17 protein-coding genes and 1 pseudogene are annotated in these 25,271 nt (G+C 60.8%); 13 read left to right on the top strand and 5 right to left on the bottom strand.

What is annotated here, in order from left to right:
- The first annotated feature begins 78 nt into the window (after positions 1-78).
- The 4 genes from DM992_RS01785 to DM992_RS01765 all read left to right on the top strand — a co-directional run bounded on the left by DM992_RS01785 (position 79) and on the right by DM992_RS01765 (position 12,382).
- Positions 79-978 (top strand): hypothetical protein, encoded by a 900-nt coding sequence (locus DM992_RS01785; RefSeq protein WP_111015451.1) that lies wholly within the window; start codon positions 79-81, stop codon positions 976-978.
- A gap of 71 nt (positions 979-1,049) precedes the next feature.
- Positions 1,050-10,799 (top strand): hemagglutinin repeat-containing protein, encoded by a 9,750-nt coding sequence (locus DM992_RS01780; protein WP_111015450.1) that lies wholly within the window; start codon positions 1,050-1,052, stop codon positions 10,797-10,799.
- A gap of 8 nt (positions 10,800-10,807) precedes the next feature.
- A complete protein-coding gene (locus tag DM992_RS01775; protein ID WP_162631570.1) occupies positions 10,808-11,113 on the top strand; it encodes a YrhB domain-containing protein in 306 nt (101 codons plus the stop codon).
- Between the two features lie 148 nt (positions 11,114-11,261).
- Positions 11,262-12,382, top strand: a protein-coding gene (locus tag DM992_RS01765; RefSeq protein WP_111015447.1) for an IS3-like element IS407 family transposase whose coding sequence is annotated in 2 segments (ribosomal slippage) — positions 11,262-11,520 and positions 11,520-12,382 — 1,122 coding nt in all. Because the reading frame shifts where the segments join, the coding sequence is not laid out codon by codon here.
- A 269-nt stretch (positions 12,383-12,651) separates the two neighbouring features.
- Here DM992_RS01765 and DM992_RS01755 read toward each other — a convergent pair.
- Entirely contained in the window at positions 12,652-13,911 is a 1,260-nt protein-coding gene (locus DM992_RS01755) for an IS256 family transposase (RefSeq protein WP_111015445.1), read from the bottom strand.
- A 309-nt stretch (positions 13,912-14,220) separates the two neighbouring features.
- Here DM992_RS01755 and DM992_RS01750 point away from each other — a divergent pair, with 309 nt between their 5' ends.
- Positions 14,221-14,424, top strand: a complete 204-nt coding sequence (locus tag DM992_RS01750) for a hypothetical protein (protein ID WP_111015444.1) — start codon at positions 14,221-14,223, stop codon at positions 14,422-14,424.
- A gap of 59 nt (positions 14,425-14,483) precedes the next feature.
- Here DM992_RS01750 and DM992_RS01745 read toward each other — a convergent pair whose 3' ends face one another.
- Positions 14,484-15,284, bottom strand: a complete 801-nt coding sequence (locus tag DM992_RS01745; RefSeq protein ID WP_111015443.1) for a cystine ABC transporter substrate-binding protein — start codon at positions 15,282-15,284, stop codon at positions 14,484-14,486.
- 370 nt (positions 15,285-15,654) lie between these two features.
- On the opposite strand from DM992_RS01745, the pseudogene DM992_RS01735 reads away from it, so the two are divergent.
- The 4 genes and pseudogenes from DM992_RS01735 to DM992_RS01715 form a co-directional block, all read left to right on the top strand.
- Positions 15,655-16,074: pseudogene (locus DM992_RS01735) on the top strand (contractile injection system protein, VgrG/Pvc8 family); the annotation flags it as partial.
- Between the two features lie 98 nt (positions 16,075-16,172).
- Positions 16,173-16,463, top strand: coding sequence for a hypothetical protein (locus DM992_RS01730; protein ID WP_111015441.1), 291 nt, complete (start codon positions 16,173-16,175; stop codon positions 16,461-16,463).
- Positions 16,464-17,539: 1,076 nt separating this feature from the next.
- Complete coding sequence (locus DM992_RS01720; RefSeq protein WP_162631569.1) at positions 17,540-17,911, top strand: hypothetical protein; 372 nt, start codon at positions 17,540-17,542, stop codon at positions 17,909-17,911.
- Between the two features lie 425 nt (positions 17,912-18,336).
- Positions 18,337-18,660, top strand: coding sequence for a hypothetical protein (locus DM992_RS01715; RefSeq protein ID WP_111015439.1), 324 nt, complete (start codon positions 18,337-18,339; stop codon positions 18,658-18,660).
- Between the two features lie 85 nt (positions 18,661-18,745).
- Here the strand turns inward: DM992_RS01715 and icmH are convergent, their stop codons facing one another.
- The 3 genes from icmH to tssJ form a co-directional block, all read right to left on the bottom strand.
- On the bottom strand, positions 18,746-19,528 hold the full coding sequence (icmH, locus tag DM992_RS01710) for a type IVB secretion system protein IcmH/DotU (RefSeq protein ID WP_111015438.1): 783 nt from the start codon (positions 19,526-19,528) through the stop codon (positions 18,746-18,748).
- Positions 19,525-20,871 (bottom strand): type VI secretion system baseplate subunit TssK, encoded by a 1,347-nt coding sequence (gene tssK / locus DM992_RS01705; protein WP_111015437.1) that lies wholly within the window; start codon positions 20,869-20,871, stop codon positions 19,525-19,527. Before tssK ends, icmH begins: the two co-directional genes overlap by 4 nt.
- Before the next feature lie 102 nt (positions 20,872-20,973).
- Positions 20,974-21,585: a type VI secretion system lipoprotein TssJ gene (gene tssJ / locus DM992_RS01700; RefSeq protein ID WP_111015436.1), complete on the bottom strand. Its 612-nt coding sequence runs from the start codon at positions 21,583-21,585 to the stop codon at positions 20,974-20,976.
- Positions 21,586-21,959: 374 nt separating this feature from the next.
- Between tssJ and DM992_RS01695 the strand changes: the two genes are divergently transcribed.
- From DM992_RS01695 to DM992_RS01680, 4 genes are all read left to right on the top strand, one after another.
- Positions 21,960-22,607, top strand: a complete 648-nt coding sequence (locus tag DM992_RS01695; protein WP_111015435.1) for a tetratricopeptide repeat protein — start codon at positions 21,960-21,962, stop codon at positions 22,605-22,607.
- 47 nt (positions 22,608-22,654) lie between these two features.
- A complete protein-coding gene (tssB, locus tag DM992_RS01690; RefSeq protein ID WP_111015434.1) occupies positions 22,655-23,170 on the top strand; it encodes a type VI secretion system contractile sheath small subunit in 516 nt (171 codons plus the stop codon).
- Between the two features lie 15 nt (positions 23,171-23,185).
- Entirely contained in the window at positions 23,186-24,676 is a 1,491-nt protein-coding gene (gene tssC, locus DM992_RS01685; protein ID WP_006477094.1) for a type VI secretion system contractile sheath large subunit, read from the top strand.
- 70 nt (positions 24,677-24,746) lie between these two features.
- Positions 24,747-25,250, top strand: a complete 504-nt coding sequence (locus DM992_RS01680; protein ID WP_006477093.1) for a type VI secretion system tube protein Hcp — start codon at positions 24,747-24,749, stop codon at positions 25,248-25,250.
- The last annotated feature ends 21 nt before the right edge of the window (positions 25,251-25,271 follow it).

Below are 25,271 nucleotides of genomic sequence, written 5' to 3'. Positions count from 1 at the left end.
CGTGGCTGGGGTGGACCGAGCGGGGTGTCGATCTCGACTCGGTGTGTTGTTGATCGTCAATCAGAAGAAGGATGGACTATGCAGCGCCTGTACGAGAAGCATCGGCTTTTGCAAGCCGCGACGGCAACGTTTGCGGTGGTGGCAGCGATCGGGTTGAGCGCATGCGGTGGCGGTGACGACGGCGGTAGCGGTAGCAGCGCCGCATCAAATGGCGCGTCATCAACCGGAGCGCCGTCGGGGAGTGCGTCCTCGTCGTCGACGATTCGGGTGGAAGGGCAATCGCAATCGATCTCGAGCCAGGTTTCGACGGTCCGCATTCTGATGCCGCCCGCATCGTGGAACGGTGGACAGATGCCGAACGGGCATTTCACGCTCAGAGCCCTGTCCCAGCCGACCGCGACGCTCAAGGAGCAGGCACCGGGTGCCTATGTCGCGATTCCGTATGACTCGTCGGGCACGATCAAGGCCCTGACCAAAGGCATCGTGACGGACCTTGCTGGCAATGGCGCCATCGCAATCGGCCGCTGGGCTGACGGTGCGGATTCTTCGGGGGCTGCATATAACGCCAACCAGGGGCAAGTATGGGCAATTGGTGTGCCGGTTGCGATCGACACGACTTCGCCTGTGCAAATGCAATGCTCGCTGGCCTTCGCAACGCGTCCGACGTCGGCGGACGGCAATACGGCCCCGGGTTCGCTGAATGGCGCCACTGCGACGCTGACGACCGGTACCGATACCTTTAATCCGGCCATCAACTACACGCTGAATCTGCAGTACTCGATCGGTAGCGACCAGAACCAGTCGTTCGTCGGAACCTCTGCGATTGGTCTGACGGAGCTGAGCTCGAAGACCAAATCGACTCTGATGAGCACGGTCATGGGCACGGACGCGAAGCAGCCGTATCTGGTGGTGTCGTACGGCATCCCGGCCGCGACGACGGGCAACATCAACGGCTTGGTGGCACTGAGCTGCAAGTAACGTGAGTGGGGTCGGTCATTCGCGCGATGCGTGGACGGCCGGCCTGACATGCATTCAAGAATAAAACGATCATGAATTCCGGAATCTTTCGCTTGGTCTTCAGTGCCGTGCGCGGCATGCTGGTAGCGGTTGACGAATACGCATCGGCGCACGGGGGCGGTGAACGCGCTCGCGTGCGGCGAGTCACTCGACCACCTATGTCGGCGGATTCCGGGACCTCGATCTGGTTTGCGGCACGCGCAACTGCGTTTGCCGCACTCTGTACGTTCGGCATGCAGCCGCTCGTCGCCGAAGCGCAAGCAACACTGCCGCTCACACCCGATCGAAGCGGTCCGACCCATCCGGTCGTCGGCGTGTCGGCATCGGGCGTACCGCTCGTCAACATTACTGCACCGAAGAACGGCGTCTCGCTGAACAACTTCACGCAGTACAACGTCGGGACGAAGGGCGCGGTGCTGGTCAACAGCGGCCAGAATTCACAGACGCAGCTCGCGGGCTGGGTTCAAGGCAACCCATTCCTTGGCAACAACTCGGCGCGCGTGATCGTCAACCAGGTCACGTCGGGTAACCCTAGTCAACTGCTCGGGCCGACCGAGATCGCGGGCAATCGCGCGAATCTCGTGATCGCCAATCCGGCAGGCATCACCTGTGCGGGTTGCGGATTTCTGAATGTTCCGCGTGTGACGCTGACGACCGGCGTGCCGACTTTCAATCCGGACGGCACGTTGGCAGGTTTCAACGTGACGCGGGGGCAGATCGGCATCGCCGGTGCAGGGCTCGATGCGCATGGCAGCGCGATCGACCTGATCGCACGCGCGATGATGATCAACGGCCAGGTGTGGGCGGATTCGATCAACGCAGTGGCGGGTGCGAACCGGGTCGACTATGCGAGCAACACTGCGCAGGCTCAGACCGGCACCGGCGCAGCGCCGGGCGTCGCGATCGACGTGCAAGCGTTGGGTAGCATGTTTGCCAATAGCGTCCGGATGATCGGGACCGAGGCCGGCGTGGGGGTGCGAGATGCCGGTTCGGTCACGTCACTGACCGGCGATATTCAAGTCTCGAACAACGGCGATGTGACGATTGCGCCGACGGCGCGTCTTCAGTCGGCCGCGAACACCCGGATCGATGGCGCCAACGTCGCCCAGCAAGGCACGATTGTCAGTACGCAGAGCACCGATCTGAACGCGTCTCAGGCATTGTCGAACGCCGGAACGATTTCGTCGGGCGGCAACACGAACCTGACAGCCGCCACGTCGTTCAACAATAGCGGGCAGGCATACGCGGGGGCAGATTCCGCAGGCAATCTCGTCGGTGGTGGCTCGGTGACGGCGCGCGCTGCGAACGTGACGAGCAGCGGCACGCTGGCAGCGGGCGATAACGTCAATCTGTTCGCAACCGACGTCACGCTCGACCACGGGACCGTGAACGCGGCCAGCGCAGTCAACGTCACGACGAACGGCACGTTGTCGAACGTCGCCGGCACGATGAGCGGTCAGAATGTAACGCTGAGTACGGGGCGACTCGTTAACGACTCAGGCGTTATCAGTTCGCAGAACCTGGCGAACGTGACCGCGCAATCGGTTTCGAACCGGTCCGGTACGTTGGCGGCAGATGCGCTGTCCCTGAACTTGGCTGGCGCGCTTGACAATACGCAGGGGCACATGACTGCGCGCACGGCGCAGATCGCTGCAACCGACCTCACGAACGTGGCGGGCGAGATCGGCACCTCGACGGGCGCGTTGACATTGACGGCGACCGGGAACGTGTCGAACGACAACGGGAAGATCGCAGGCGGCAATGGTCTCACGCTGACGGCGAATACGGTTTCCAACGCACAGGGCCAAATCGGCTCCGTGGCGGGCGATACCTCGCTCGACGTCACGCAATCGCTGAGCAACGCAAACGGCAAGGTTGCATCCGGTAGCGACCTGTCGATTCACACGACCCATCTCGACAACTCGGCCGGATCGATCAGCGCACACGCCGCACAGATCACGGCGGCCGATGTCGTGAATACGAGCGGCAAGATCGGCGCCACTGACGCACTGACCGTGACGGCGACGGGGGCCGTCTCGAATCAGTCAGGCGCCATGGTCGGCGGCAATGGTCTGTCGGTGACGGCAAGCAGCATTGGCAACGCGGCAGGCACGATCGGATCGGCCTCCGGCGACACGACGCTGCGTGCGATGCAGTCCCTGACGAACACTGGCGGCACGGTGAGTTCGGCCAATGCACTCGTCGTTGCAAGTGACAGGATCGACAACTCGAACGGCAGTATGACGGCCGTTCGCGGTGCGCAAATCCAGACGGGCGATCTGGTCAATGCGGGCGGCCAGATCGGATCAACTTCGGATGCATTGTCGCTGACTGCCACGCGCTCACTGTCGAACGATAGCGGCAAGCTGGTGGGGGCAACCGGGCTGTCGGCAACTGCCGCGACGCTGAGCAACCGTGCAGGCCAGATCGGCACGTCCACCGGCGACATGGCGCTGACCGTCTCGCAGGCACTGGACAATACCCAGGGCAAGATTACCGCAGCTGGCGCGCTGAATACGCAGGCCGGTACGTTCGACAATTCGCAAGGCACGGTGTCGGCGAATACCGCGAAGGTCGATGTAGCAGGCGCATTGACGAATGCAGGCGGCACGATCGCGGCGACACACGATACGACCGCGGCGGCACTGACCATTACGAACCACGGTGGCACCATCGGCTCCGTCTCAGGTGCATTGTCGGTGACGACATCGGGCACGACGGATAACGCAGGCGGCAAGCTGCTGGCGTCGGGCGACACGACCCTGACCAATACGGGCTTGCTGAACTCGGGCGGTACGATCACGGGGGCGAACGTGACGCTCGCGTCCGGACAGGGTGCGATCGACAACACGCTCGGCAACGTGGCGGCGAACCAATCACTGACGACCCGTTCGGGGGTGTTCGATAACCGGTCGGGGTTGGTTCAGGCGACGGGAGCGGTCGATCTCGATACGCACGGCCAGACGTTCGACAACGGCGTACTGGCGGGGCAATCCACGGGTGGTCAGGTTCTCGGCAATGGCGTCACGCTGACAACGGGGGCGTTGCGCAACGCGGGTGGTGCGATCTCGTCGAGCGATGCGGCGACCGTCAACGCAGCATCCGTGACCAACGATGCGGGTTCGCTTGTGGCGGACGGCGCATTGACCGTACGGAGCGCCGGTACGGTGTCGAACGTGGCGGGCCAGATCGGCGGCAACAACGATGTAACGGTGTCCGGTACGACGGTCGATAACACACGCGGGGCCATGCACGCGAGCGGCACGCTGTCGGTGACGGGCGATACGATTCGCAATGCGCAGACTGCCAGTTCAATGTTGCCGACGACCGCAGGCGTGCCGGGGTTGACTGCAGGGATGGAAGGCGCAAGCGTTACCCTTAACGCCAACCAGGCGATCGACAATACGTCCGGCGCGATTCGAGCGGACAAGGATGCGAAGCTCACCGCGCAGACCATCAACAACACGTCGGGCAGCATCCAGTCGAAAGGCACGGCAACATTGACGGCGTCGAACACGCTGATCAACAGCCTGGGCGACATCAATGGCGGTCAGCAACTGGCGGTCTCGACAGGTACGCTCAACAACGACGGCAAGCTCCAATCGGCGGGCGACGTCAACGTAACGACGCAAGGCAATCTCACCAACAGTGGGCGGATCGTCGCGGGTCATGATCTGACGACGACTGCCAGCGGCGCGCTCGACAACAGCGGCACACTGTCGGCCGGCAACGTTGCCAACGTTAACGCCAATTCGATCCAGAACCGTGCGACGGGCGAGATTTTCGGTGGCAATGCCACTAACGTTCACGCGAACCAGTCGATTACGAACGAAGGTCTGATCGATGGCGGTACCACGACGGTGACGGCCGGGGACACCATCACGAATGCCGGTGGACGGATCTACGGCGATACGGTCGCGGTGGGCGCGAACACGGTTGTCAACGACCAGAACGCCCAGGGCGTCGGTGGCGTGATCGCTTCTCGCGGCGATCTCGACATTGGGGCGCAGACGCTCAAGAACCAGAACAACGCGCTGATTTACGCGAGCAACGACATTCGCGTTGGCGGCGCGCTGGATGCGAACCATCAGGCAACCGGTGCTGCGCAGACCGTGACGAATAACGGCGCGCAGATCGATGCCGGTCGCGACATCACGATTAGCGCAACCCGGTTCGAGAACCTGAATTCGAACTTCCAGACCTCGACGGTCACGACCGATAGTGGTAACCAGTTGTGGTACCAGGTGCCGGGGTCGACGGAAAAAATCGACCCGTCGACCGTTTACCTGTACCAGAAGAACAGCCAGGAAATCCATCCGGGCACGGACTACCAGTGGGCGCTGGACGACGACCAGAAATTCATTCTGCTGCCGTCGACCAAATATCCGTTCGCCAAGTACGCGAAGTACACGATGAACGGCGTCGCGGGCAAGATTGATAACACCGCGTATCCCGCAAACAATTTCAGCACAGAGGATGTGGCTTCTCAGACCGGCGCGTATCGGACGGTGCCAGCCGACATCTGGACGACGTTCGGCGTGACGCCGCCGCCTGATGCGAACCCGGCGTGGATCACGTCGGGTCCGTTTTCGATGTCCGCGCTCTCGGCCCTGCTTTCCGGTAGAAACGGTGTCGGGAGCAACTGGTTTTCCATCACTCCCCCCACTGAAGCCGACGTGACGGGCGTGAAACCGAAACCTTTTGGTCCGCCGAGCCCATCGTGTCTGACCTCGACCAATGCGGCTTGTGCGCCTTTCCAGCAGTGGTACAAGGCCACCGTTACTGCCTACCAGAACCTGAACCAGGCGCTTGTCGGCTATAACGGGGATGTGGCGAGTCGGCTCGTGCAGACCTATACCGTCTATACCGTCGACGTGAAATCGACCAAGGACGTGGCAACGGCTTCGCAACCCGGCACGATCACCGCTGGCCGTCATATCACGATCAACACGCCCTCCGGCGTCAATGACAAGAGCCAGATTGTGGCCGGTGACGGCAACAAACCGACGAACGTGCAGAACATCGGTGCGACCGGTACTGAAACGTTCACGGGCTCGGGCAAGGCGATCTATACCTGGGTCCAGTCGGGCGGCGCCTTCAGTGGTGACGAACGCGCGACCTCGACTACGAACTACTCGCCGGCCATTCCGTCACAAACGATCGATCTGCCGGTGGTGCTGACCGATCCGAGCAAACCGTCCAATCCGATCAAGAGCGTGGCGGCGGCGACGTCCGCTGCGCAGGGCGCAAGCGGTACGGGCGTGACGCCGGTGGCGGGCAAGGATGTTGGCGGGCAAGTGCTGATCGGCTCGGGCGTGTCGGGTGTCGGTGTGAGGAACGTATCGGCCGTGAAGGCGAACGTGGGCGATGTCGTCGTGCGCACGGTGACGCCGAACACGCGTTTGCCCAACAACGCGCTGTATCAGGTCACGAGTGACCCGGGCAGCCACTTCCTGATCGAGACGGACCCGCGCTTTACCGATTACCGGAAATGGTTGTCGAGCGACACGATGCTGGATGCGCTCAAGGTCGATCCCAATACGGTCCTCGAGCGCATCGGCGATGGCTTCTACGAGCAGCAACTGATTCAGCAACAGATCATTCAGACGACTGGCCAGCGTTTCATTGGCGACTACACGGACAACCAGAGCGAATACAAAGCGCTGATGGCGAATGGCGTGAAGGCGTCGCAGCAGTTCGGGCTGAACGTAGGCACGGCGCTGACCGACGCGCAAATGGCCGCGCTGACGAGCGACATCGTCTGGCTCGTGAATCAGACGGTGATGTTGCCGAATGGTAGTCAGCAGACGGTGCTGGTGCCGCAGGTGTATTTGCACGCGAACGCGGCGGACGTGACTGGCGAAGGCACAGTCATCTCCGGCAAGAATGTCACCATTGATTCGGATGGTGCGTACAAGAACTCGGGCACGATCGCCAGCCGCAACGTCACGATCATTCGTGCCGATTCGATCGACAATAGCGGTACGGTGTCGGGCGGAACCGTGCTCGCGAGTGCGAAGCAGGATCTCAATAATCTCGGTGGATTGATTCAAGGCAATGCGGTGGCGCTGTCGGCGGGGCGCGACCTCAACCTGACGAGCACGACCAGTTCTGCGAAAGCTGCGAATGGCAGTGCGACCGGCATCGATCGTGTATCGACGGTCAATGCGGGCACGCTTCAGGCTGTTGCCGGTCGAGACTTGAATGCCAATGCGGCTGTTATCGCGACGACCGGCAATGCGGTACTGGCAGCCAACAATGACTTGAATTTGAATGCGGTTCGCCAGAGCAGTCAGGACGCGGTGAAGTGGGACGCCCGCAATCACGCCGAACACTCGGCGTCGAGCGACACGGGCACGCAGATCGCAACGGGCGGCAATCTGGCGATTGTGGCCGGCCACGACGTGAACGCGACGGCAGCTTATGCGAATGCGCAGGGTGCGATTGGCATCAGCGCCGGGCACGATGTCAACCTGAAGGCCGGTGAACAGAGCGCGAGCGCGAACGACGAGCACTATCACAAGGAAAACGGCTTCCTGTTGTCGAAATCGACGCATACGATCGATTCGAGCAGTTACACCAATGCGGTCGGCACGACGTTGTCGGGCAGCACGGTTGCGGTACAGGCTGGCAACGACCTGACGGCGAAGGCCGCAACGATCGCTGCGACCAACGACGTGAGCCTTTCTGCTGGCCACGACCTGACGGTCACGACAGCGGACACAGCCTCGAGCGAGTATCACTACAAGGATGTGAAGAAGTCCGGCCTTGGCAGCGCGGGCGCCGGAATCTCGTATGGTACGAACCAGACGATCGATACCAGTCGCGATACGGTGAAGGGTTCGCAGGGCAGCCTGATCGGCAGCACGGACGGTAGCGTGTCGATGGTGGCTGGCAACAAGCTCCATGTGACAGGTTCCGACATCGTTGCCGGCAAGGATGTGACCGGCATCGCGAAGGAAGTGACGATCGATGCGTCGCAGACGGATCGTCATCACGAAGAAACCCACGAGGTAAAGAGTTCGGGTTTCACGCTGGCCGTGAAGTCACCGGTGATCGATGCGATTCAGAACGTGAACCAGCAGGCGCAGGGCGCGGGCGGCAGCCAGGACGGACGAGCGGCAGCGCTGCATGCGATTGCGGCGGCGGGCGGCATGGCCGATGTGGTCGGCGCAACGGGCAGCATGACGAATGCGCTGAACGATCCGAAGGGCAAGGTCGAGGCGAAGGTCGAATTGAGCTTCGGCTCGTCGTACAGCAAGTCGACGTTCACCGAGAACAGCACGCAGAACAACGGCAGCAGCGTGAAGGCCGGCGGTACTGCCGCGTTCGTCGCAACGGGTGACAAGAACGCCGGACAGGGCAACGTGACGATCCAGGGATCGGACTTGACCGCGAAGGATGTGTTGTTGCAGGCGACGAACAAGGTCAATCTGGTCAACAGCACGGATACCGACAGCACGCGCAGCACGAACGAGTCGAAGAGCGCGAGCGTGGGCGTGTCGTACGGCACGGGTGGCTTTGGTGTGTCGGCGTCAATGTCGCGCGCACACGGCGATGCGAACTCGGATGCGGCGACGCAGAACAACACGCGCGTCAACGCGAGTAACACGGCAACGATCATCAGCGGCGGCGACACCAATATCATCGGCGCGAACGTCAATGCGAACAAGGTGATTGCGGATGTAGGTGGCAACCTGAATCTCGCGTCGGTGCAGGATACGAGCCATAGCGAGGCGCACCAGAGCAGTTCTGGCGGTGGGTTCAGCGTCAGCCAGGGCGGCGGAAGCGCGAGTTTCAGCGCGCAGAGCGGTCATGCGAGCGGCAACTATGCCGGCGTGAACGAGCAGTCGGGTATCCAGGCCGGGGACGGTGGATTTGACGTGACGGTCAAGGGCAACACGGACCTGAAGGGAGCGTACATCGCGAGCACGGCGACGCCTGACAAGAACCAGCTGACGACCGGAACGCTGTCGTTCTCGGATATTCAGAACAGCTCGAGCTACAACGCGAGCAGCTTCGGGATTAGTGCTGGTGGCCGTGTTGGCGACGGTGGCAACAATTACGCTACACATGGGCAGACGAGCGGTAAGAATACGGGTGGTGCATTGCCGCTCTACGTGAGCGAGAGCGATAGCAGCAATGCAACCACGAAAAGCGCAATCAGTGCTGGCAACATCACGATCACGGACAAGGCGAACCAGAAGCAGGATGTGGCGACGCTGAACCGGGACACGACGAACCTGAATGGCACTGTCAGCAAGACGCCGGATCTGCAACAGGTGTTGAGCAACCAATCCGATCTGATCAACGCAGCGCAAGCGGCGTCGGAAGCGATCGCGAAGCAGATCGGAGCCTATGCGGACAAGAAACAGCGTGAAGCATTGACAGCCGCGGCAAACGAGACCGATCCGAAGCTTCAGGCGCAATATTTGCAGGATGCGAAGGACTGGGCCGAAGGCGGCGACAACCGCGTCGCGTTACATATCGCTGGTGGTGCATTGACGGGCGGATTGACTGGTGGGGGATTGGGAGCAGCTGGTGGAGCTGCGGGCGCTGGTGTGTCGGCGAAGCTCGCGCCACAGTTGAATGAGCTCGCTAAATCGATCAAGGACGCGGGGCCGACTGGTAACGCGAACGTCGACGAGCTGCTGGGGAACGTGACCCCGAATCTGCTGGCAGGCGGAGCTGGCGCGCTGGTTGGTGGCGGAACGGGGGCGTTGACCGGGGCGAGTGCAGATCGCTTCAATCGGCAACTGAGTCCGATGGAAATCGACAAGATTAAGGCGCTCGCTGGCAAGAATGTCGATCTCTACAATCGCTTGATTGCAGCTGCTTGCTCGCAAGTCGATTGTTCTGCGGAATTCGTGAAGGGTACGGCAGACTTCCGGCATTACGACGACATGCAGAAGCTTGGTGCGCAAGACGCTCAAGCACAGAAAATTCTGCGTGATGCTGAAGCGAGCGATCCGACGTTCCTCCAGTATTCCCTGACACAGAGGGCGTGGGATGCCGCGAAGCTCGCGAACAGCAAGGCCACGCAAGTTGCGTCTTGGGTCGGAACTGCTGCGTCGTCGGCTGCCAAAACGGTGGCCAACGGTGTCGTGCAGGGGGGGCTGCAAACGCTTGATGGATTGTCCGCTATTGGTGGCGGTGTCGGCGATCCTGTAAGCGAGGTCGGCCAATCGATTCAGCGGAACGGTGTGAAGCAAACCGCCGTGAATTCGGTGGCCGGGTTCTCGGATACGATGAAGGCCGTCGGCCAGGGTGATCCGACTGCTGTTGGGGCGTTGACTGGTAGTGCTGCGTTGGCGGTGCTTACTGACAGGGTTCTGGCAAGCAGCAAGCCGGGTATTAGCGTCGATATTGGCGAGGCGGTCGGCGGGCACAGTGTCCGAGATGTAAATTCGATCTATCCTTCCGATGGCCGAACGATGAATTGTGCGAACTGCGCCGTTGCCACAGACGCGACATTGGCCGGAAATCCGGCGAGCGCCTTGCCAGGACAGGTGACAAGCCCTGCGGATGTTGCAACGGCTTTCGGAAAAACGCCCTTCAATTGGATCGGTCGTACAGGTCCTGATGCGATCGCTCAGACTATGTCGAATTGGGGGGATGGCTCCAGAGCAGTTGTGTTCGGTGCTCGTGGAGATGAGGTAGGACACTTTAGTAACGTAGTAAATCAAGGCGGAACGATTCGTTTCCTAGATGGCCAAACTGGCAAGCCTACAAACCTGAGCGATGGGTACACGCAATGGTTTATTCTCAGGACAGACAAATAGGAGGAAGTATGGATATAACCAGGGATCAAGCGCTGCAACTTGTTCGAGAGTATCTTGATCAAATGGATTCAACCGAGTCCACCGGTGGCTATGCGGTGGTTGAGGGAAAGACGATCGAAAAGCAGTATGGGTGGGTGTTCGTATTCAATTCGAAAAAGTATTTGGAGACCGGAAACATTATATTTTCTCTAGGGGGAAATGGGCCAATTATTGTGGAGCGGGAGAACGGGCGGCTGCATCAATTGGGGTCGGCTTTGTCTCTGCAAGATTCTGTCAGGCAATTCGAGGAGGCCAACGGTTTCGATTGTCAGTGAAGAAAGATGAATAGCCTGATCTCTCAGGCGCGAATTTCATCAATGACAGATCTCGAAAAAATTCTAGGGCCAGCGACCCTTGACCTGCCCCCTACAAACAGGGCCAGCCGGAGTCTAGTCAAGTTCGTTTTCGGAGAAGAAGACGAACATGAAGAAGCGCTTTACGGAACAGCAAATCATCGGGTTTCTGAAGGAAGCTGAAGCCGGCATGCCGGTCAAGGAACTGTGCAGGAAGCACGGGTTCAGTGACGCGTCGTTCTACACGTGGCGCGCAAAGTTCGGCGGCATGGAAGTCTCGGAAGCCCGCCGGCTCAAGGACCTCGAGGTGGAGAATGCCCGGCTGAAGAAACTGCTGGCCGAAGCAATGCTCGATATGGAAGCGTTGAAGGTCGTCGTCAAGGGAAAGCCCTGAGCCCGCAAGCCAAACGCGAAGCAGTGTCGGCGATTCGGGAGAAGGTCAACATCTCCGAGCGCCGCGCCTGCCGGCTTGTCGGGCTTTCTCGCAGCGTGCTGCATTACGACGCGAAGCCGGACCACGAGAATGAGGTGTTAGCGGCGCGTCTGGTGGAGTTGGCGCACGAACGTCGTCGATTCGGCTATCGCCGACTGCACGCCCTGGTGGAACGCGAAGGCACGCACGCCAATCACAAGCGCATCTATCGTCTGTACCGTGAGGCAGGGCTGGCTGTGCGACGCCGTCGCAAGCGCCACGGCGTAATGATTGAACGCGAGCAACTGGCATTGCCGGGCGCGCCCAATGAGGTGTGGTCAATCGATTTCGTGATGGATGCGCTTTCCAACGGCCGGCGCGTGAAGTGCCTGACCGTCGTCGACGACTTCACGAAAGAGGCTGTCGACATCGTCGTCGACCATGGCATCTCAGGTTTGTATGTCGCTCGGGCATTGGACCGTGCAGCTCGCTTCCGTGGCTATCCCAAGGCGGTGCGAACAGACCAGGGACCCGAATTTACGAGCCGCGCGCTTGACCAGTGGGCGTATGCGAACGGCGTCACGCTGAAGTTGATTCAGGCGGGCAAGCCAACGCAGAATGCGTACATCGAATCGTTCAACGGCAAGTTCCGCGACGAATGCCTTAACGAGCACTGGTTCACGACGCTCGCGCACGCTCGGGCTGTCATCGCGGCATGGCGTCAGGACTACAACGAGCAAAGGCCGCACAGCGCACTGAACTACCTTGCGCCGTCAGAGTTTGCGGCGAAACATCGGGCAACCGCGGATGCTCCTGCCGCTTTCAAGGAGCTGGTTTAAAGGGACTTTGCTAGAAGCCCATCGGCCCTATTGAAGGGGGCAGGTCGGGGTGAACTGTTCGGGAAAGCCGCGTGAGTGCCCGCGATTCTTGAGCAAGAGGGCGTGGTAATCGAAGGCCAATACGCTGGGTATCAGCCGTGCACGTCACGTGCAGGCGCATTTTATGCGGCAGACAATGGATTAGTTGGTCGCTGGTGCTGGCCGGCAAGGTCAGATACCGCTATTGCGTGGGAGGTATCCGGAATTCCGTGTGTGAGGCGGGTTGAGATTCAGACTCCAATGTTGAATCGTTCCGGGTAAAGCAGTGCGAACTGCGTCATCGCGCTCTTCCAATCGTGCCGGGAGCCGGTCCACTTGGCCACGACGTTGCGTAGCGCCAGCCAGATCAGTTTGAGCGCGGCCTCGTCCGACGGGAAGTGGCCGCGCGCCTTGATGATCTTCCGAAGCTGCATGTGCAGCGACTCGATCGCGTTGGTCGTATATACAATTTTCCGGATGTCAGGCGCGAAGGCGTAGAACGGAATCACCTGATCCCAGGCTCGGCGCCAGAGCGCGGCAATCGGAGGGTATTTCGTACCCCACGGGCTCGTATCGAACGCGTCCAGCGCCACGGCGGCCGCTTCGGCCGACGCTGCCCGATAGACCTCCTTGAGCGCCGCCGCGACCGATTTCCTGTCTTTCCAGCTGGCGAAGTCCAGCGAGTTCCGGATCAGATGCACGATGCAGGTCTGGACCGTCGTTTCCGGGAACACCGTGTTGATCGCTTCCGGGAAGCCCTTCAGGCCGTCGACCACGGCAATCAGGATATCCTGCACGCCGCGCAGCTTAAGGTCGTTGACGACCCGCAGCCAGAACTTGGCCCCCTCGGTCTGCTCGATCCAAAGGCCCAACACGTCGCGTGTGCCGTCGCGGCGCACGCCCAGCGCCAGGTAGATCGCCTTGTTACGCACGACGCCTTCGTCGCGGATCTTGACTCGCAAGGCGTCGAAGAACACGACCGGGTACATCGGCTCGAGCGGCCGCTGTTGCCACTCGCGCACTTCATCGATCACCGCGTCGGTGACCGTGCTGATGAAGTCTGGTGACACCTCGATGCCGTACATCTCTTGCAGGAAGCCCTGAATCTCCCGCACGCTCATGCCGCGTGCGTACATCGCGATGATCTTGTCGTCGAAGCCGGTGAAGCGTCGCTCGCCCTTGGCGATCAGCACCGGATCGAAAGTGCCTTCGCGGTCGCGCGGAATCTCGACGTCGAGCAGGTCGTCGTCGGTCGTGATGCGCTTGCGGCTGGTGCCGTTGCGATGGTTCGTGCGGCCTGCCGGCTTGGCATCGCCCTTCTCGTAGCCGAGGTGGTGGGTCAGTTCGCCGCCCAGCGCGCGTTCGAAGATTGCCTTCTTGAGCGCCGCAAGCTGCTCGTTGATCGTCGCCCGATCCAGCGTGCCGGGTACCAGTTGCTTGATCAGTTCCGGGTCCAGGTTCAAACCCTTGCCCGGTTCAATCGTCACTTCTTCCTTGCGTTTGCGTGGCATAACGTGGCTCCTTGGCCATCAGTTTATGCCTCACACACAAACATTAGGATAGGCTCATTGCGTGCCTGTTTTACTGTCACGACCGCGTCACGACGACCCCATAAGGTTGCACGTTCCCGTCGTGACGTATGCATCCAATCAATATGGTGGCGTTCCCTCGATCAGGGAACGCTCAGTTCCTCGCGACGACGTGCCCGTGTCGCAAGCGGTCGGGCGCTTTCACTTTCATCATGCCTTCGCCCCGTTTCATTAAAGGACAGGATCGACGCCGATTCGAGCAGGATCGAGAACGATCAGGAGACCTGGACCATGTTGAGTCCGCATGAATTCTCGATGCTGCTGCGCATTGCGCGCGCGCCTGACAGCGTCGATCAATCGAATCAGGCCTTCGCCGTGCTGGTAGAAAAGCAACTGGTCGTCGATACGCAGGTGCGCATGAGCACGGTAGCCGCGCGCCCGGCGCTGACGCCGATCGGCCAGATGCTGCTGGCGCGCTTCGACGAAGCGGCCTGAGAGGAAGCGTCACGCCTTCATCGAGACGAAGGGCGTGACGCATCGAAACGCCGCCCCGCTTACTGCGCGACCGGCACCGTCACGTCGCTGCCGAACCAGTGCATCGAGATCTTCTTCAGCGTACCGTCCTTTTGCAGCGACTCCAGCGCGTTGTTGATCGCCTTCTCGAACTTCGGGTTGCCCTTGCGGAACGGGATCGCCATTTCCTGCTTGCCGCCGTTCAGCACCGCGCCCGCGCGCAGCGGCAGGTTCGACGTCTTGATCATGTACGGCAGCATCAGGCGATCGTCGAGCGTCGCCTCGATCCGGCCCGCGGCGAGGTCGCGCAGCTTCTCCGGCGCGCCCGGATACGTCTGCACCTCGATGCCCGGCACGGTGCGCGCCATCTGGTCGTAGTTGGTGCCGAGCGTCACGCCGAGCTTCTTGCCCTTGAAATCGTCGAGCGACTTGAAGTTGCGCGTGTCGTCCTTGCGCTGGATCAGCTGCGCGGCCGAGTACGTGTACGGCTGGCTGAAGTCGAGCACTTCCTTGCGCTGCGGCGTGATCGTGACCTGGTTGACGATCACGTCGAATTTGCCGGCCTGCAGGCCCGCGATGATGCCGCTCCATTCGGTCGGGATGAACTGCGTCTTCACGCCGAGCTTGCCGGCGACCGCGTTCGCGACGTCGACGTCGAAGCCTTCGAGTTGACCCGACGTGCCGCGCGAATTGAACGGCGGATACGTGCCTTCGAGGCCGACGCGCAGCACGCCGGCTTTCTTCACCGAATCGAGCAGGTCTTCCGCATGCGCGGTGACGGCCGTGAAGCCGAGGGCCGACGCGAGCAGCAGGCCCGACAGCAGGAACTTCGAACGTTTCATCGCAAATCTCCAGTGTTCAGTACGGTGTTGTGGTGAGCGCCAGGCGCCGGCCGGCCCCGGTGGGCCGCAACACGGACACGTAGACACTACTCGTAACCGCGCCGCGCCGAAAGTCGAATTGGCCCTGATTGCAATCGATTTCATGGGGAGAGGCGGCTGACTTCCTGTGGCGTGGACAGGAATCGGCTCGGCTGGGGGGGAGCAATTCGGTGAGCAGTCCCGCTCGGATATTTTCCGATTGCACTCGAAATGTTCTTTTAAATCAGGTCATATTTCGGGTTCGTGCTGTAATTTGTCTGTAAAATCGCGCGAGCTGAATCAAATGCCGGCGCCATCCGAGGGCGCGTCAAAAGAAGAAAAGGCCGTAGTCGTGAACATGCAGAACACAATTGCCGCGTTGCGCGGCGGGTTGCTTCAGCAGGACCGGCTGCTGAAGCTCGACACGCCGTTGGGGGCCAATGTCCTGACCGTGCAGCGGGTGGTCGGCCGTTCGCGCATCGGACGCTCGTACGAGTTCACGCTCGACGTGCTGTCGACCGATAGCGATCTAGAACTCAAAAAGCTGATCGCGCAGCCCGTCACGTTGTGGATTCAGCAGGGCGACCGCAGTTACCGGCCGATCAACGGATACGTGCATACCGCGCGCCGGCTGGGCGACGACGGCGGGCTCACGACATATCAGCTCGCGTTCGCCGATTTCACCCATTTCCTGAAGTTCCGCCGCGATCAGCGGCTCTGGAACGACGCGACCGTCGACCAGATCATCAGTGACGTGCTGAACAAGCATCCGCATAAAACAACGCCGCACATTAATGTGATTACGCCTGATGGTGATAGGCTTGATATCTTTGGTGAGCAAAAAAGCGTGCCCATTGAAGAGGAAATGAAATGAGTGAGTGGCAGGTTGACTTTGAAAAGGTGGCTGGCAAGATCGGCGGGAAGAAGGGTTTGTGGGTTAATCGAAAGTATGAGCTCGATGGCGAGCCTGCAAGCAGTGAGTTTTTTATAAAAAGAACGGAGGCTGGATTTAGAGCTGGGTTTGATGATTATTTCGATAAGTATGAGGGTGCTGTTGATCTGTATTTTGTTTACTTGAGGGCGAATTTTTCAGAATTGAGGCGTGCTGTCGAGTTTGCGTTGCGCGAAGGGTTTGTTGGTGTTGATGAATTGATGGGGTGATTGGGTTGTTTCTTAATATTGCTACTCAGTCTCAACGCCAGAGAGAGGGCGGTGGAAATTACGCAGCGGAGCGCCGTGTCGCATATTGGGCTCTTCAGTGAGCAGGTCTGTCAGAGAGCCAGACGCGTTGTCATATCATGCGGGGCGATGCGCACTTTGCCAACTTGGGCGTGACTGGTGATGCGCCGATCCGAATACCGGGAAATCGATGCAGTTCGACTGGGATGTGGTAGCGTGAACGGATGGATTGCGTAGGCGATGGTTCTGGAAATTATCAAAATATGTGCTCTGATTTAAAAGAATGATTTTGTTCGCTTGGAGGCGGAGGGAAACTTCGAATTGAGCGTGCCATCCGAAATAAAGGCTGGGATTTTGGAGTGCCTGGGAGGGAATTTTCCGAGTGAGAGCTACCTGGTGCGAATCGGAGTCCCAGGTGAAAATTATGTCCTCAATCATTCGGCCCTGTGCGAAATAAATCCAAGTTCACCGTCGGGTCGTGATAAGCGAATTCCAATTAATTTGATAGTCGACGGTGTCGAGAGCGACCTGACTCTGATTTTGCGTGCTCACAAGCGAGAGGAGGGTGATGAAGTCCGTATTTACGGTGCTCTCACGCTTTAGGCCGGCACGAGCCACGTGCGCGTGACCGACAAGCTCGAACGCCTGAATGTTGGTCTGGCACTACGAATATGACGAGCTGGGCAATCGTCGGCGGACTGTACGGCCCGACGGTCACGCGATCGACTGGTTGATGTAGGGATCAGGGCATGTGCACGGGATGCTGCTGGATGGCGGGGAGCGCATGCAGTTTGAGCGTGATGAGCTCCATCGCGAAACGCTAACGGTACCACTCGCGGAACGCCGCACTACCGCGCGAACCGGACTCAGGACAACGCGTCACTTGCCGGCACCTTAGGAAGCGAGACTGTAGTAGCTGCCTTCAACTCACTGAAGACTGCCGGGCTAAGCCCCAAGGCGGCTAAGTGTGCTGTCTTACGCGCACGAGGCTATTTCTCCAGCAATGGTGCAAATGCCGGTTCTGGGATGAGCACACCATCGAAACGAATGAGGCCGGAATGACGCCATTATTGAATGATCGGGCTTATAGAGTGATTTCCGAATTCCTTGGCGCACTCAACTCGATGGACAAGCATCTACTGGGGTCGACGTTCGGGGTCACCGAACCGATTCTCGATGAGATATGCGAATCGCTCGACGACTATTTTGGAAGAAAACCTAGTATCAGCTTAGCGCCGATTGAAGTGGCTTTCTCGGGAAAGAAAGGATCGAGACCATACATTGATCTCTTCGAGATGGACGACGGTCAATCCTGGGGCGCGGAATGCATCCTTTGGGTGGATGGGAAGGCACAGGAGCCCATTTTGCACGTCGAACTGAGCGGTAAGAGTGATGACCTGAACCTAAAATACAAATACATCGATTCGTAGGTGGAGCAGCCCCGTAAATCACCGGACACGCGGCAGTAGATGATCGCGGACGATGGCGCACGCGCCGTGACAGTTTTCGTGGCCGTTCAGTCCTCGCGAGAAAGCAGCCGAGCAGGCCGCGTCTGTATCGGAGTGGCCTCCGCATATCGTGACGCGGCGAGGCATCGTCAACGTGCCCTGCCCGGGCGAGCGGCGGAACCGTCAACGTTCGAAACGTCGAGTGTCGAATTTCGCGGTTCATTGGCATAATCACGGCCTTTGACGATACGGATGCGCTGGATGCCACTGTTTCGCGTTCCAGGTGCCGCAGGGCGATAGGACACATCCGACGAACCAGCAGGGATTCGTTGACGGCACCTGGGTGAAGCGTTCCCGTGCAGCGTGATTCGAATCGGCCGCCGCTTTTATCCGATGCCACGAACGTAATGCCTACCTCGACCGATACGGCGACTGCAGTCAGCCTGAAACAAGTCCTAGAAACCCCCGGCGATTTCTCCGGATGGCTCTGTCTGCCGCCGATGCCGTGGACGCTCGATACCGAGGGCGCCTTCTCCGAAGACACGAACGATACTGACGAAGGCGCGCTCCCCGTCATCGCAACCCAACCCGGCTGGCAGATCACATTGGACAGCTCAACGATCGAGGACATCGTGATCAACGCGCATGACCAGATCGACGAACCTACGCTTGCGCAGTTGTTCGATGCGTTCGTGTTCTACGTCGAAAACGACGCATTCATTCTTTTCTGACGACGCGCAACGAGCGAGCCGAAACAAAAAAAGGACCGCTCGGCGGTCCTTTTCCTCATGAGGCGACGCTCTCGCGAAGCACCCCTCAAGGCAACGAAATCGTCAAATTAGCCGACTCCGGCCCCACCTTGATCACCTGCGAATAAGGCGCGAGCGCTTGCAGCGTCTTGTCCTTCAGGTACGTGTTGAGCCCAAGGAACCCAAGCAACGCAACCAGCGCAAACACCGCCCCGATCGCCCAGACCGGCACCTCACGCTTCAACCGGTGCGCAATCTGATCCGGCAACGGCCAATGCGGCGCGAACGGCGCACGCTTGCCCTTCATATGCGCGATCTCGTCCCCCAGCCGCGCCGTCAGATAAGCGAGCTTCTCCGGCCCCTCGAGCAGATACTTCCCCTGGAACCCGAGCAGCAGGCACATATGAAACACCTCGAGCGACTGCAGCCGCGCCGCGCCTTGCGCACGACATTCCTCGAGATACTGGAAAAACTTTTCGCCCGCGAGCTGCTCGCCGAACAGCACGAGCTGCAGCGGCCGGCGCTCCCAGTCCGTGCGGATCTTGAACTGCGACGACAGCACCATCTCGTCGATGGCCGCACAGAACGCAAACTTTGCGGCGTACACATCCTCGGCGGCGATATTCAGCTTCTTCGCGCCGCGCTCGAAATCCGACAGGAATTCCTGGATCCGCGTGCTGAACTCGCTCGCGCTGTCCGGCTCGCGGCCGTTCTTGAGCAGGAACAGCATGAAGAAGCCGTCGTAAAGCAGGTCGAGCAGCGAACGGGCCTGGAACGCGGAGTCCGTCGACGCCGGGGTATGCATGGGTGCCGGCGCGTTGTCGCCGAACAGGGAAGGCGCGTAGCTCATGATGTGACCGCGATCAGTTCGAATTTCAGGTCATTGATGCCAGTCGGCGCGTAGATCATCGCGGACTGGGCCTGCAGCATGCGCTCGTACAGCGCGCCGCGCGAATCGAGCGCGAAGTAGCATGCGCCGGGCCGCACTGGAATCGCGGGCGGCACCTGCGGCGTGTACGACAGCCGCACGCCGGGCATCGCCGACAGCACGAGCTTGTCGACGTCGTCGGGCGCGCCGACCTTGAAGCGGGCCGGCACCGCATCGACGAGCTCGACGCTCGGCATGTCCGCGGACACCGCCAGGTAGAACTCGGTCTTGTCGTCGATCTTGCCCGAATCGAGGCGGCCGAGGTGGAACGACGGACGCACCTCGTCAAGCGTGATCGCGAAGTAGCGCGTCGAGATCACGGTGTCGAGCAGCTCGCGCAGCATCAGGTCCAGACGCGCAAAACTCGGCCCCGGATCGTCGTGGCGGTACACGGGCAGGTCGGCGAGCGTATAGCCTTTCGAGAACGTCATCAGCTGGCCCGCGAGGCGCAGCAGTTCCTGGAACAGGCGCTCCGGATGCAGCGCCGCGTGCTGGTGCAGGTGCGCGAGCGTCGCGAACGCGGCGTTCGCGGTATGCAGCAGCCAGAACGACGCGATGTCGCCCGAGCGGAATTCGATGATGTTCTTCGACGGCTCGCGGTGGAAGCCGTACAGCGCGTTCACCTTCGCCTGCAGCGCGTCGACCAGCTGGCGCAGCCGCTGGTGCAGGATCGGCGACGCGTCGATCGCGAGGCACGGCGGCACGAAGCTGTCGTCGATCTCGAAACCGGACGTCGCGGTGCGGCGCACGCGCACGAGCGGTACGGACAGCAACTGATCGCGCGGTTCGCTGTGCGCGATCAGCTTGACCTGCGTCTTCAGGAACGTGATGTCGGCTTCGGCGGCGTCGGTGAAGTTGTCGGCGACGCTCGTCTGCTCGCTGACGAAGCGCGTCATGAAGCCGGCGGCCGGATCGTCGCTATAGTTGGTGCCGTTCTCGCGCAGCGGGTGCAGCGCGAGATAGAACACGAATTCGTTGATGCCGTCGGGCAGCGTGTCCAGCGCGATCGGCGGCGGCAGGTCGTCGGCCTGCGGCGCGGCATACAGCGCGCCGTCCGGGAACACGAGCGCGAGATCGGCAACCCGCAGCACATTGCTGCCGAGTGCGTCGCGGTCGATGCGCACGGAGCGCACGCCCCAGTTGTACGGCTGGATCGCCTGGATGGACTCGAACAGGCGCGCCTCGTGGTACGCGTCCTGTCGCTGAAAGTGTTGAGGCCGGAGGAACAGCCCTTCCCCCCACAGCACCTTGGCCGAATAACTCATGTCAAATCCGGTTAATGTGGCGTTGCGATGTAATCGATTTGTTCGTGCCCGAATTAAATCGCCAATTGTTAACTCTTGTTAATTGACATTCGTGCGTCATGTTTAACCGCAGGACACCGAAGAAAGCATATTCAGCGGTTGTGAAGGCGCACCCTGTTGCGGTGCGATGACGGTGCCGTCGGTGACCGTCATCGCGCAATTATGCAGGCCGATGATTATGCCGGATTTCTCCGACTTCGCCGGATCGAACGTCAGTTTCCATCGTTGCAGTGCGGGATCGCGGAACAGCGCGACGATGCCGAATGCCTGCGCTTCGCGCGAGACTTTCTCGGTCGCCGTATAGCGCTGGCCCGGAATCAGCGTGATTTCACGCACATTCAGCAGGTCGGCGCCGAGCGCGGCCTTTTCCTTGGTCGGATCGGTGAACGCGTCGAACGGCGCCTGCTGGAACGACGTCGGATCCTTCAGCGCGTAGAGCCGCACGACGAGCGCGAGCGGCTTGTGGTCGGTCGCGGCATTCAGGTTCGGCGCCGCAGCGAGCGTGATCCCGAGATTGCGCGGCGGCTTCTGTGCGTCCGGCAGCTCGGGCTTGCCGATGCCGGCAGCCTGCATCACGGCGCTCGCGGCCGAGCCGAGCAGCGGGGCGGCCGCGCATCCGGCCAGAAGGGCGCAGGCGACCAGCGGCAGCGCGTAGCGAATCATGGACGATCTCATCGTGTTTCCGGCGTGCCGCCTTTATCCCTGTCAAAACTGCCGGGTATTTCCGCGTTAGCCGCGTATCCCCGACATTGAATCGCTCAACTATTAAGCACGCCTGCGTCGCGGCAAGCGTCCGGAAATTTTTTCCGCCACCCGGGCGGCGCGTCGTGCGGCCAGTAAAACTTGCGCATCCCGGCCGAAGGAAAAATCGCCGCGAGCCCGCAGCGAGAGGTCATTCGAGGGGGTGGCGCCCGGTTTTAAAAGGAATTACTCTTCACGCGACGATTGAATTATGAAAAATTGATCGGTACTATACCCGCGCGCTTCTTGCAAAGCAAAAGAACCAGATTCTCAACGATTTTAAAACTCACGCGCCGGTGGATATAACGATGAAAGACCGTCTCTTCGCAAAATTGTCTGGGGTAGTGCTGGCTTGCGGCGTGATCGCCGGCTGTGCGAGCCAGTCGACCACGCCGCCGAGCGCCGAGGTTTTCAACAAGTCGCTGGCCGATGCGGACGCCGTTGCGAAGTCGGGTGATCAGGACAAGGCCCTCGGCCTGTACCAGCAGCTCGCGAAGTCGGATCCGACGCGCGAGGAGCCGTGGTCGCGCATCGCGCAGATCCAGTTCGCACAGAACCACTACGGGCAGGCGATCGTCGCCGCCCAGGAAGCGCTGCAGCGCGACGCAACCGACCGGCAGGCGAAGAGCGTGCTGGCCGTCGCCGGCCTGCGGATCGCGACGCAGTCGCTCGGCGAATTGCGCCAGGATGCGTCGCTCGCGGGCGACGCGAAGTCGGATGCGCAGACGCTAGCGAAGCAGCTTCGCGACACGCTTGGCGAATCGGCGCTGTTCCCGCCGGAGCAGAAAACGCAAACGAAGAGGATCCGCCGCCCGATTCACCGTCCGAAGGTGGCAGCCGGCGCTGCGGCACCAGCGGACAGCGGCGCCACGACGCCGCCTCCGCCCCCGCCGACGTCGAGCGGCAGCGCGCCGCAGAAGGGCGGCGCCGACCCGTTCAGCGCGCTGCGCAACTGACGCGAAAGCAACTGACGCGAAAACCACAACTAACCTGGGAGCCGTCGATGGCCAAGAAAGAAAGCATTCAGAAAAGCTTGCAGAAAATACGGCCGCCGCGCGTCCAGCTGACCTACGAGGTCGAGAAGGGCGACGCGATCGAGGTGAAGGAACTGCCGTTCGTCGTCGGGGTCGTCGGCGATCTGGCGGGCCAGTCCGAAATCGAGCAGCCGAAGCTGCGCGACCGCAAGTTCGTCAATATTGACCGCGACAACTTCGACGACGTGATGAAGGCGATCGAGCCGCGTGCCGCGTTCCAGGTGGAAAACCGCCTGAGCCCGGAAGGCGGCAAGTTCGCGGTCGACCTGAAGTTCCGCTCGCTGTCGGATTTCAGCCCGGACGAAGTCGTCGAACAGGTCGAGCCGCTGCGCCGCCTGCTCGAGGCACGCTCGAAGCTCGCCGACCTGCGCAACAAGCTCGCCGGCAACGACAAGCTCGAGGATCTGCTGTCCGAGGTGCTGAAGAACACGCAGCAGCTGCAGGAGCTCGCGAAGGGCGCCGGCGGCGACAAAGACGGCGAATGACGACGGAGTGTTGAGATGAACCAGCAAACGGCTGCGGCCCAAGCCAGCGGCGCGGAATACGCCGCCGGGACCTCGTTGCTCGACGACATCGTCGAGAAGAGCAAGGTCGCGAAATCCGATTCCGAACATGCGCGTGCGAAGGACCTGATCGGCGAACTCGTGCACCAGGTGCTCGACGGCACGGTGATCGTGTCGGACAACCTGTCGGCCACGATCGACGCGCGCGTCGCGGAACTCGACCGCCTGATTTCCACGCAGCTTTCCGCGGTGATGCACGCGCCGGAATTCCAGCGCCTCGAAAGCACGTGGCGCGGGATGGATTACCTGGTCAAGGAAAGCAATACGGGCCAGACGATCAAGATCAAGGCGCTGCACGCACCGAAGCGCGACCTCGTGCGCGACTTCAAGGGCGCGAGCGAGTTCGACCAGAGCGCGTTGTTCAAGAAGGTCTACGAAGAAGAATTCGGCACGTTCGGCGGCTCGCCGTTCGGTGCGCTGATCGGCGATTACGAGATCTCGCGCCAGCCGGAAGACATGTACTTCATCGAGCAGATGTCGCACGTCGCGGCGGCCGCGCACGCGCCGTTCATCGCGTCGGCATCGCCCGAGCTGCTCGGCCTCGAGTCGTTCTCCGACCTCGGCAAGCCGCGCGATCTCGGCAAGGTGTTCGATACCGTCGAATACGCGAAGTGGAAGTCGTTCCGCGACGCCGAGGATTCGCGCTACGTCGGCCTGACGCTGCCGCGCTTCCTCGGCCGCCTGCCGTTCAATCCGAAGGACGGCCAGACCGCGGAGAACTTCAACTTCGTCGAGGACGTCGACGGCACCGATCACGACAAGTACCTGTGGTGCAACGCCGCGTGGGCGTTCGCTGCACGCCTGACGGCCGCGTTCGACGACTTCGGCTGGTGCGCGGCGATCCGCGGCGTCGAAGGCGGCGGCCTCGTCGAGGACCTGCCGACCCACACCTTCAAGACCGACGACGGCGAAGTCGCGCTGAAATGCCCGACCGAAATCGCGATCACCGATCGCCGCGAGAAGGAGCTGAGCGACCTCGGCTTCATCCCGCTCGTCCATTGCAAGAATTCAGATTACGCCGCGTTCTTCGCTGCGCAGTCGGTGCAGAAGCCGAAGAAGTACAGCACCGACAGCGCGAATGCGAACGCCGTCCTGTCCGCCCAGCTTCAGTACATCTTCTCGGTATCGCGCGTCGCGCACTACCTGAAGGCGATGATGCGGGACAAGATCGGCAGCTTCGCGTCGGCGCAGAACGTGGAGACTTTCCTCAACCGGTGGATTTCGCAGTACGTCCTGCTCGACGACAATGCCTCGCAGGAACAGAAAGCGCAATTTCCGCTGCGCGAGGCATCCATACAAGTGTCGGAGATTCCGGGCAAGCCGGGCTCGTATCGTTCGGTCGCGTTCCTGCGTCCGCACTTTCAGCTCGACGAACTCTCGATTTCTCTGCGACTTGTCGCTGATCTGCCCAAACCGGCAAATTCATAAGCGAGTAAATCGCCCGGGCGGGCCGCCTGGGTAGGACGTTAAAACCACCTCTTTGGGGAGTCGAAGGGCCATGTTACATATGCACTTGCAGTTTGGTAGTCCGGCGGTGAAGGGCGAATCCGCGGACAAAGACCATCAGGGCTGGATCGAACTGAAATCGTGGGATCACTCGATCGTTCAGCCGCGTTCGGCAACCGCATCGACCGCTGGCGGTCACACGATGACGCGTTGCGAGCACGGCGACATGATTTTCACGAAGGAAATCGATTCGTCGAGCCCGCTGCTGTACCAGCACGCTTCGGGCGGCACCACGTTCGACGAGGTGACGGTCCATTTCTCGCGCGCAGACGGTGAAGGCAAGCGCGTGCAGTATCTGGAAGTCAAGCTCAAGTACGTGATCATCTCGAGCATCGCCCCGAGCGTTCGCGAAGAAGGTCTGCCGCTCGAGACGTTCTCGCTGAAGTACGCGGCCGTGCAGTGGAAGCAAACCCAGCAGAAGATCGGCGGCAACCAGGGCGGCAACACGCAGGGCGCCTGGAGTCTGACGAAGAACGACAAGACCTACGCGGTCTAAGGTCGGTTGCGGCAACGGGGC

It is taken from the genome of Burkholderia sp. JP2-270 (assembly GCF_003233675.1).
Taxonomy (GTDB): Bacteria; Pseudomonadota; Gammaproteobacteria; order Burkholderiales; family Burkholderiaceae; genus Burkholderia; species Burkholderia pyrrocinia_C.
The sequence above is the reverse complement of the archived record's forward strand: the minus strand, read 5'-3'. Positions and strand labels throughout refer to the sequence as shown.

Excerpts from the sequence above, each read along its gene's own strand:
- icmH (WP_111015438.1), bottom strand. The coding sequence starts at position 19,528 with ATGAGCTACGCGCCTTCCCTGTTCGGCGACAACGCGCCGGCACCCATG.
- DM992_RS01780 (WP_111015450.1), top strand. The coding sequence starts at position 1,050 with ATGAATTCCGGAATCTTTCGCTTGGTCTTCAGTGCCGTGCGCGGCATG.
- DM992_RS01750 (WP_111015444.1), top strand. The coding sequence starts at position 14,221 with ATGTTGAGTCCGCATGAATTCTCGATGCTGCTGCGCATTGCGCGCGCG.
- DM992_RS01730 (WP_111015441.1), top strand. The coding sequence starts at position 16,173 with ATGAGTGAGTGGCAGGTTGACTTTGAAAAGGTGGCTGGCAAGATCGGC.
- DM992_RS01785 (WP_111015451.1), top strand. The coding sequence starts at position 79 with ATGCAGCGCCTGTACGAGAAGCATCGGCTTTTGCAAGCCGCGACGGCA.
- DM992_RS01755 (WP_111015445.1), bottom strand. The coding sequence starts at position 13,911 with ATGCCACGCAAACGCAAGGAAGAAGTGACGATTGAACCGGGCAAGGGT.
- tssK (WP_111015437.1), bottom strand. The coding sequence starts at position 20,871 with ATGAGTTATTCGGCCAAGGTGCTGTGGGGGGAAGGGCTGTTCCTCCGG.
- DM992_RS01745 (WP_111015443.1), bottom strand. The coding sequence starts at position 15,284 with ATGAAACGTTCGAAGTTCCTGCTGTCGGGCCTGCTGCTCGCGTCGGCC.
- DM992_RS01715 (WP_111015439.1), top strand. The coding sequence starts at position 18,337 with ATGCCTACCTCGACCGATACGGCGACTGCAGTCAGCCTGAAACAAGTC.
- DM992_RS01695 (WP_111015435.1), top strand. The coding sequence starts at position 21,960 with ATGAAAGACCGTCTCTTCGCAAAATTGTCTGGGGTAGTGCTGGCTTGC.
- DM992_RS01720 (WP_162631569.1), top strand. The coding sequence starts at position 17,540 with ATGACGCCATTATTGAATGATCGGGCTTATAGAGTGATTTCCGAATTC.
- DM992_RS01775 (WP_162631570.1), top strand. The coding sequence starts at position 10,808 with ATGGATATAACCAGGGATCAAGCGCTGCAACTTGTTCGAGAGTATCTT.
- DM992_RS01680 (WP_006477093.1), top strand. The coding sequence starts at position 24,747 with ATGTTACATATGCACTTGCAGTTTGGTAGTCCGGCGGTGAAGGGCGAA.
- tssB (WP_111015434.1), top strand. The coding sequence starts at position 22,655 with ATGGCCAAGAAAGAAAGCATTCAGAAAAGCTTGCAGAAAATACGGCCG.
- tssC (WP_006477094.1), top strand. The coding sequence starts at position 23,186 with ATGAACCAGCAAACGGCTGCGGCCCAAGCCAGCGGCGCGGAATACGCC.
- tssJ (WP_111015436.1), bottom strand. The coding sequence starts at position 21,585 with ATGAGATCGTCCATGATTCGCTACGCGCTGCCGCTGGTCGCCTGCGCC.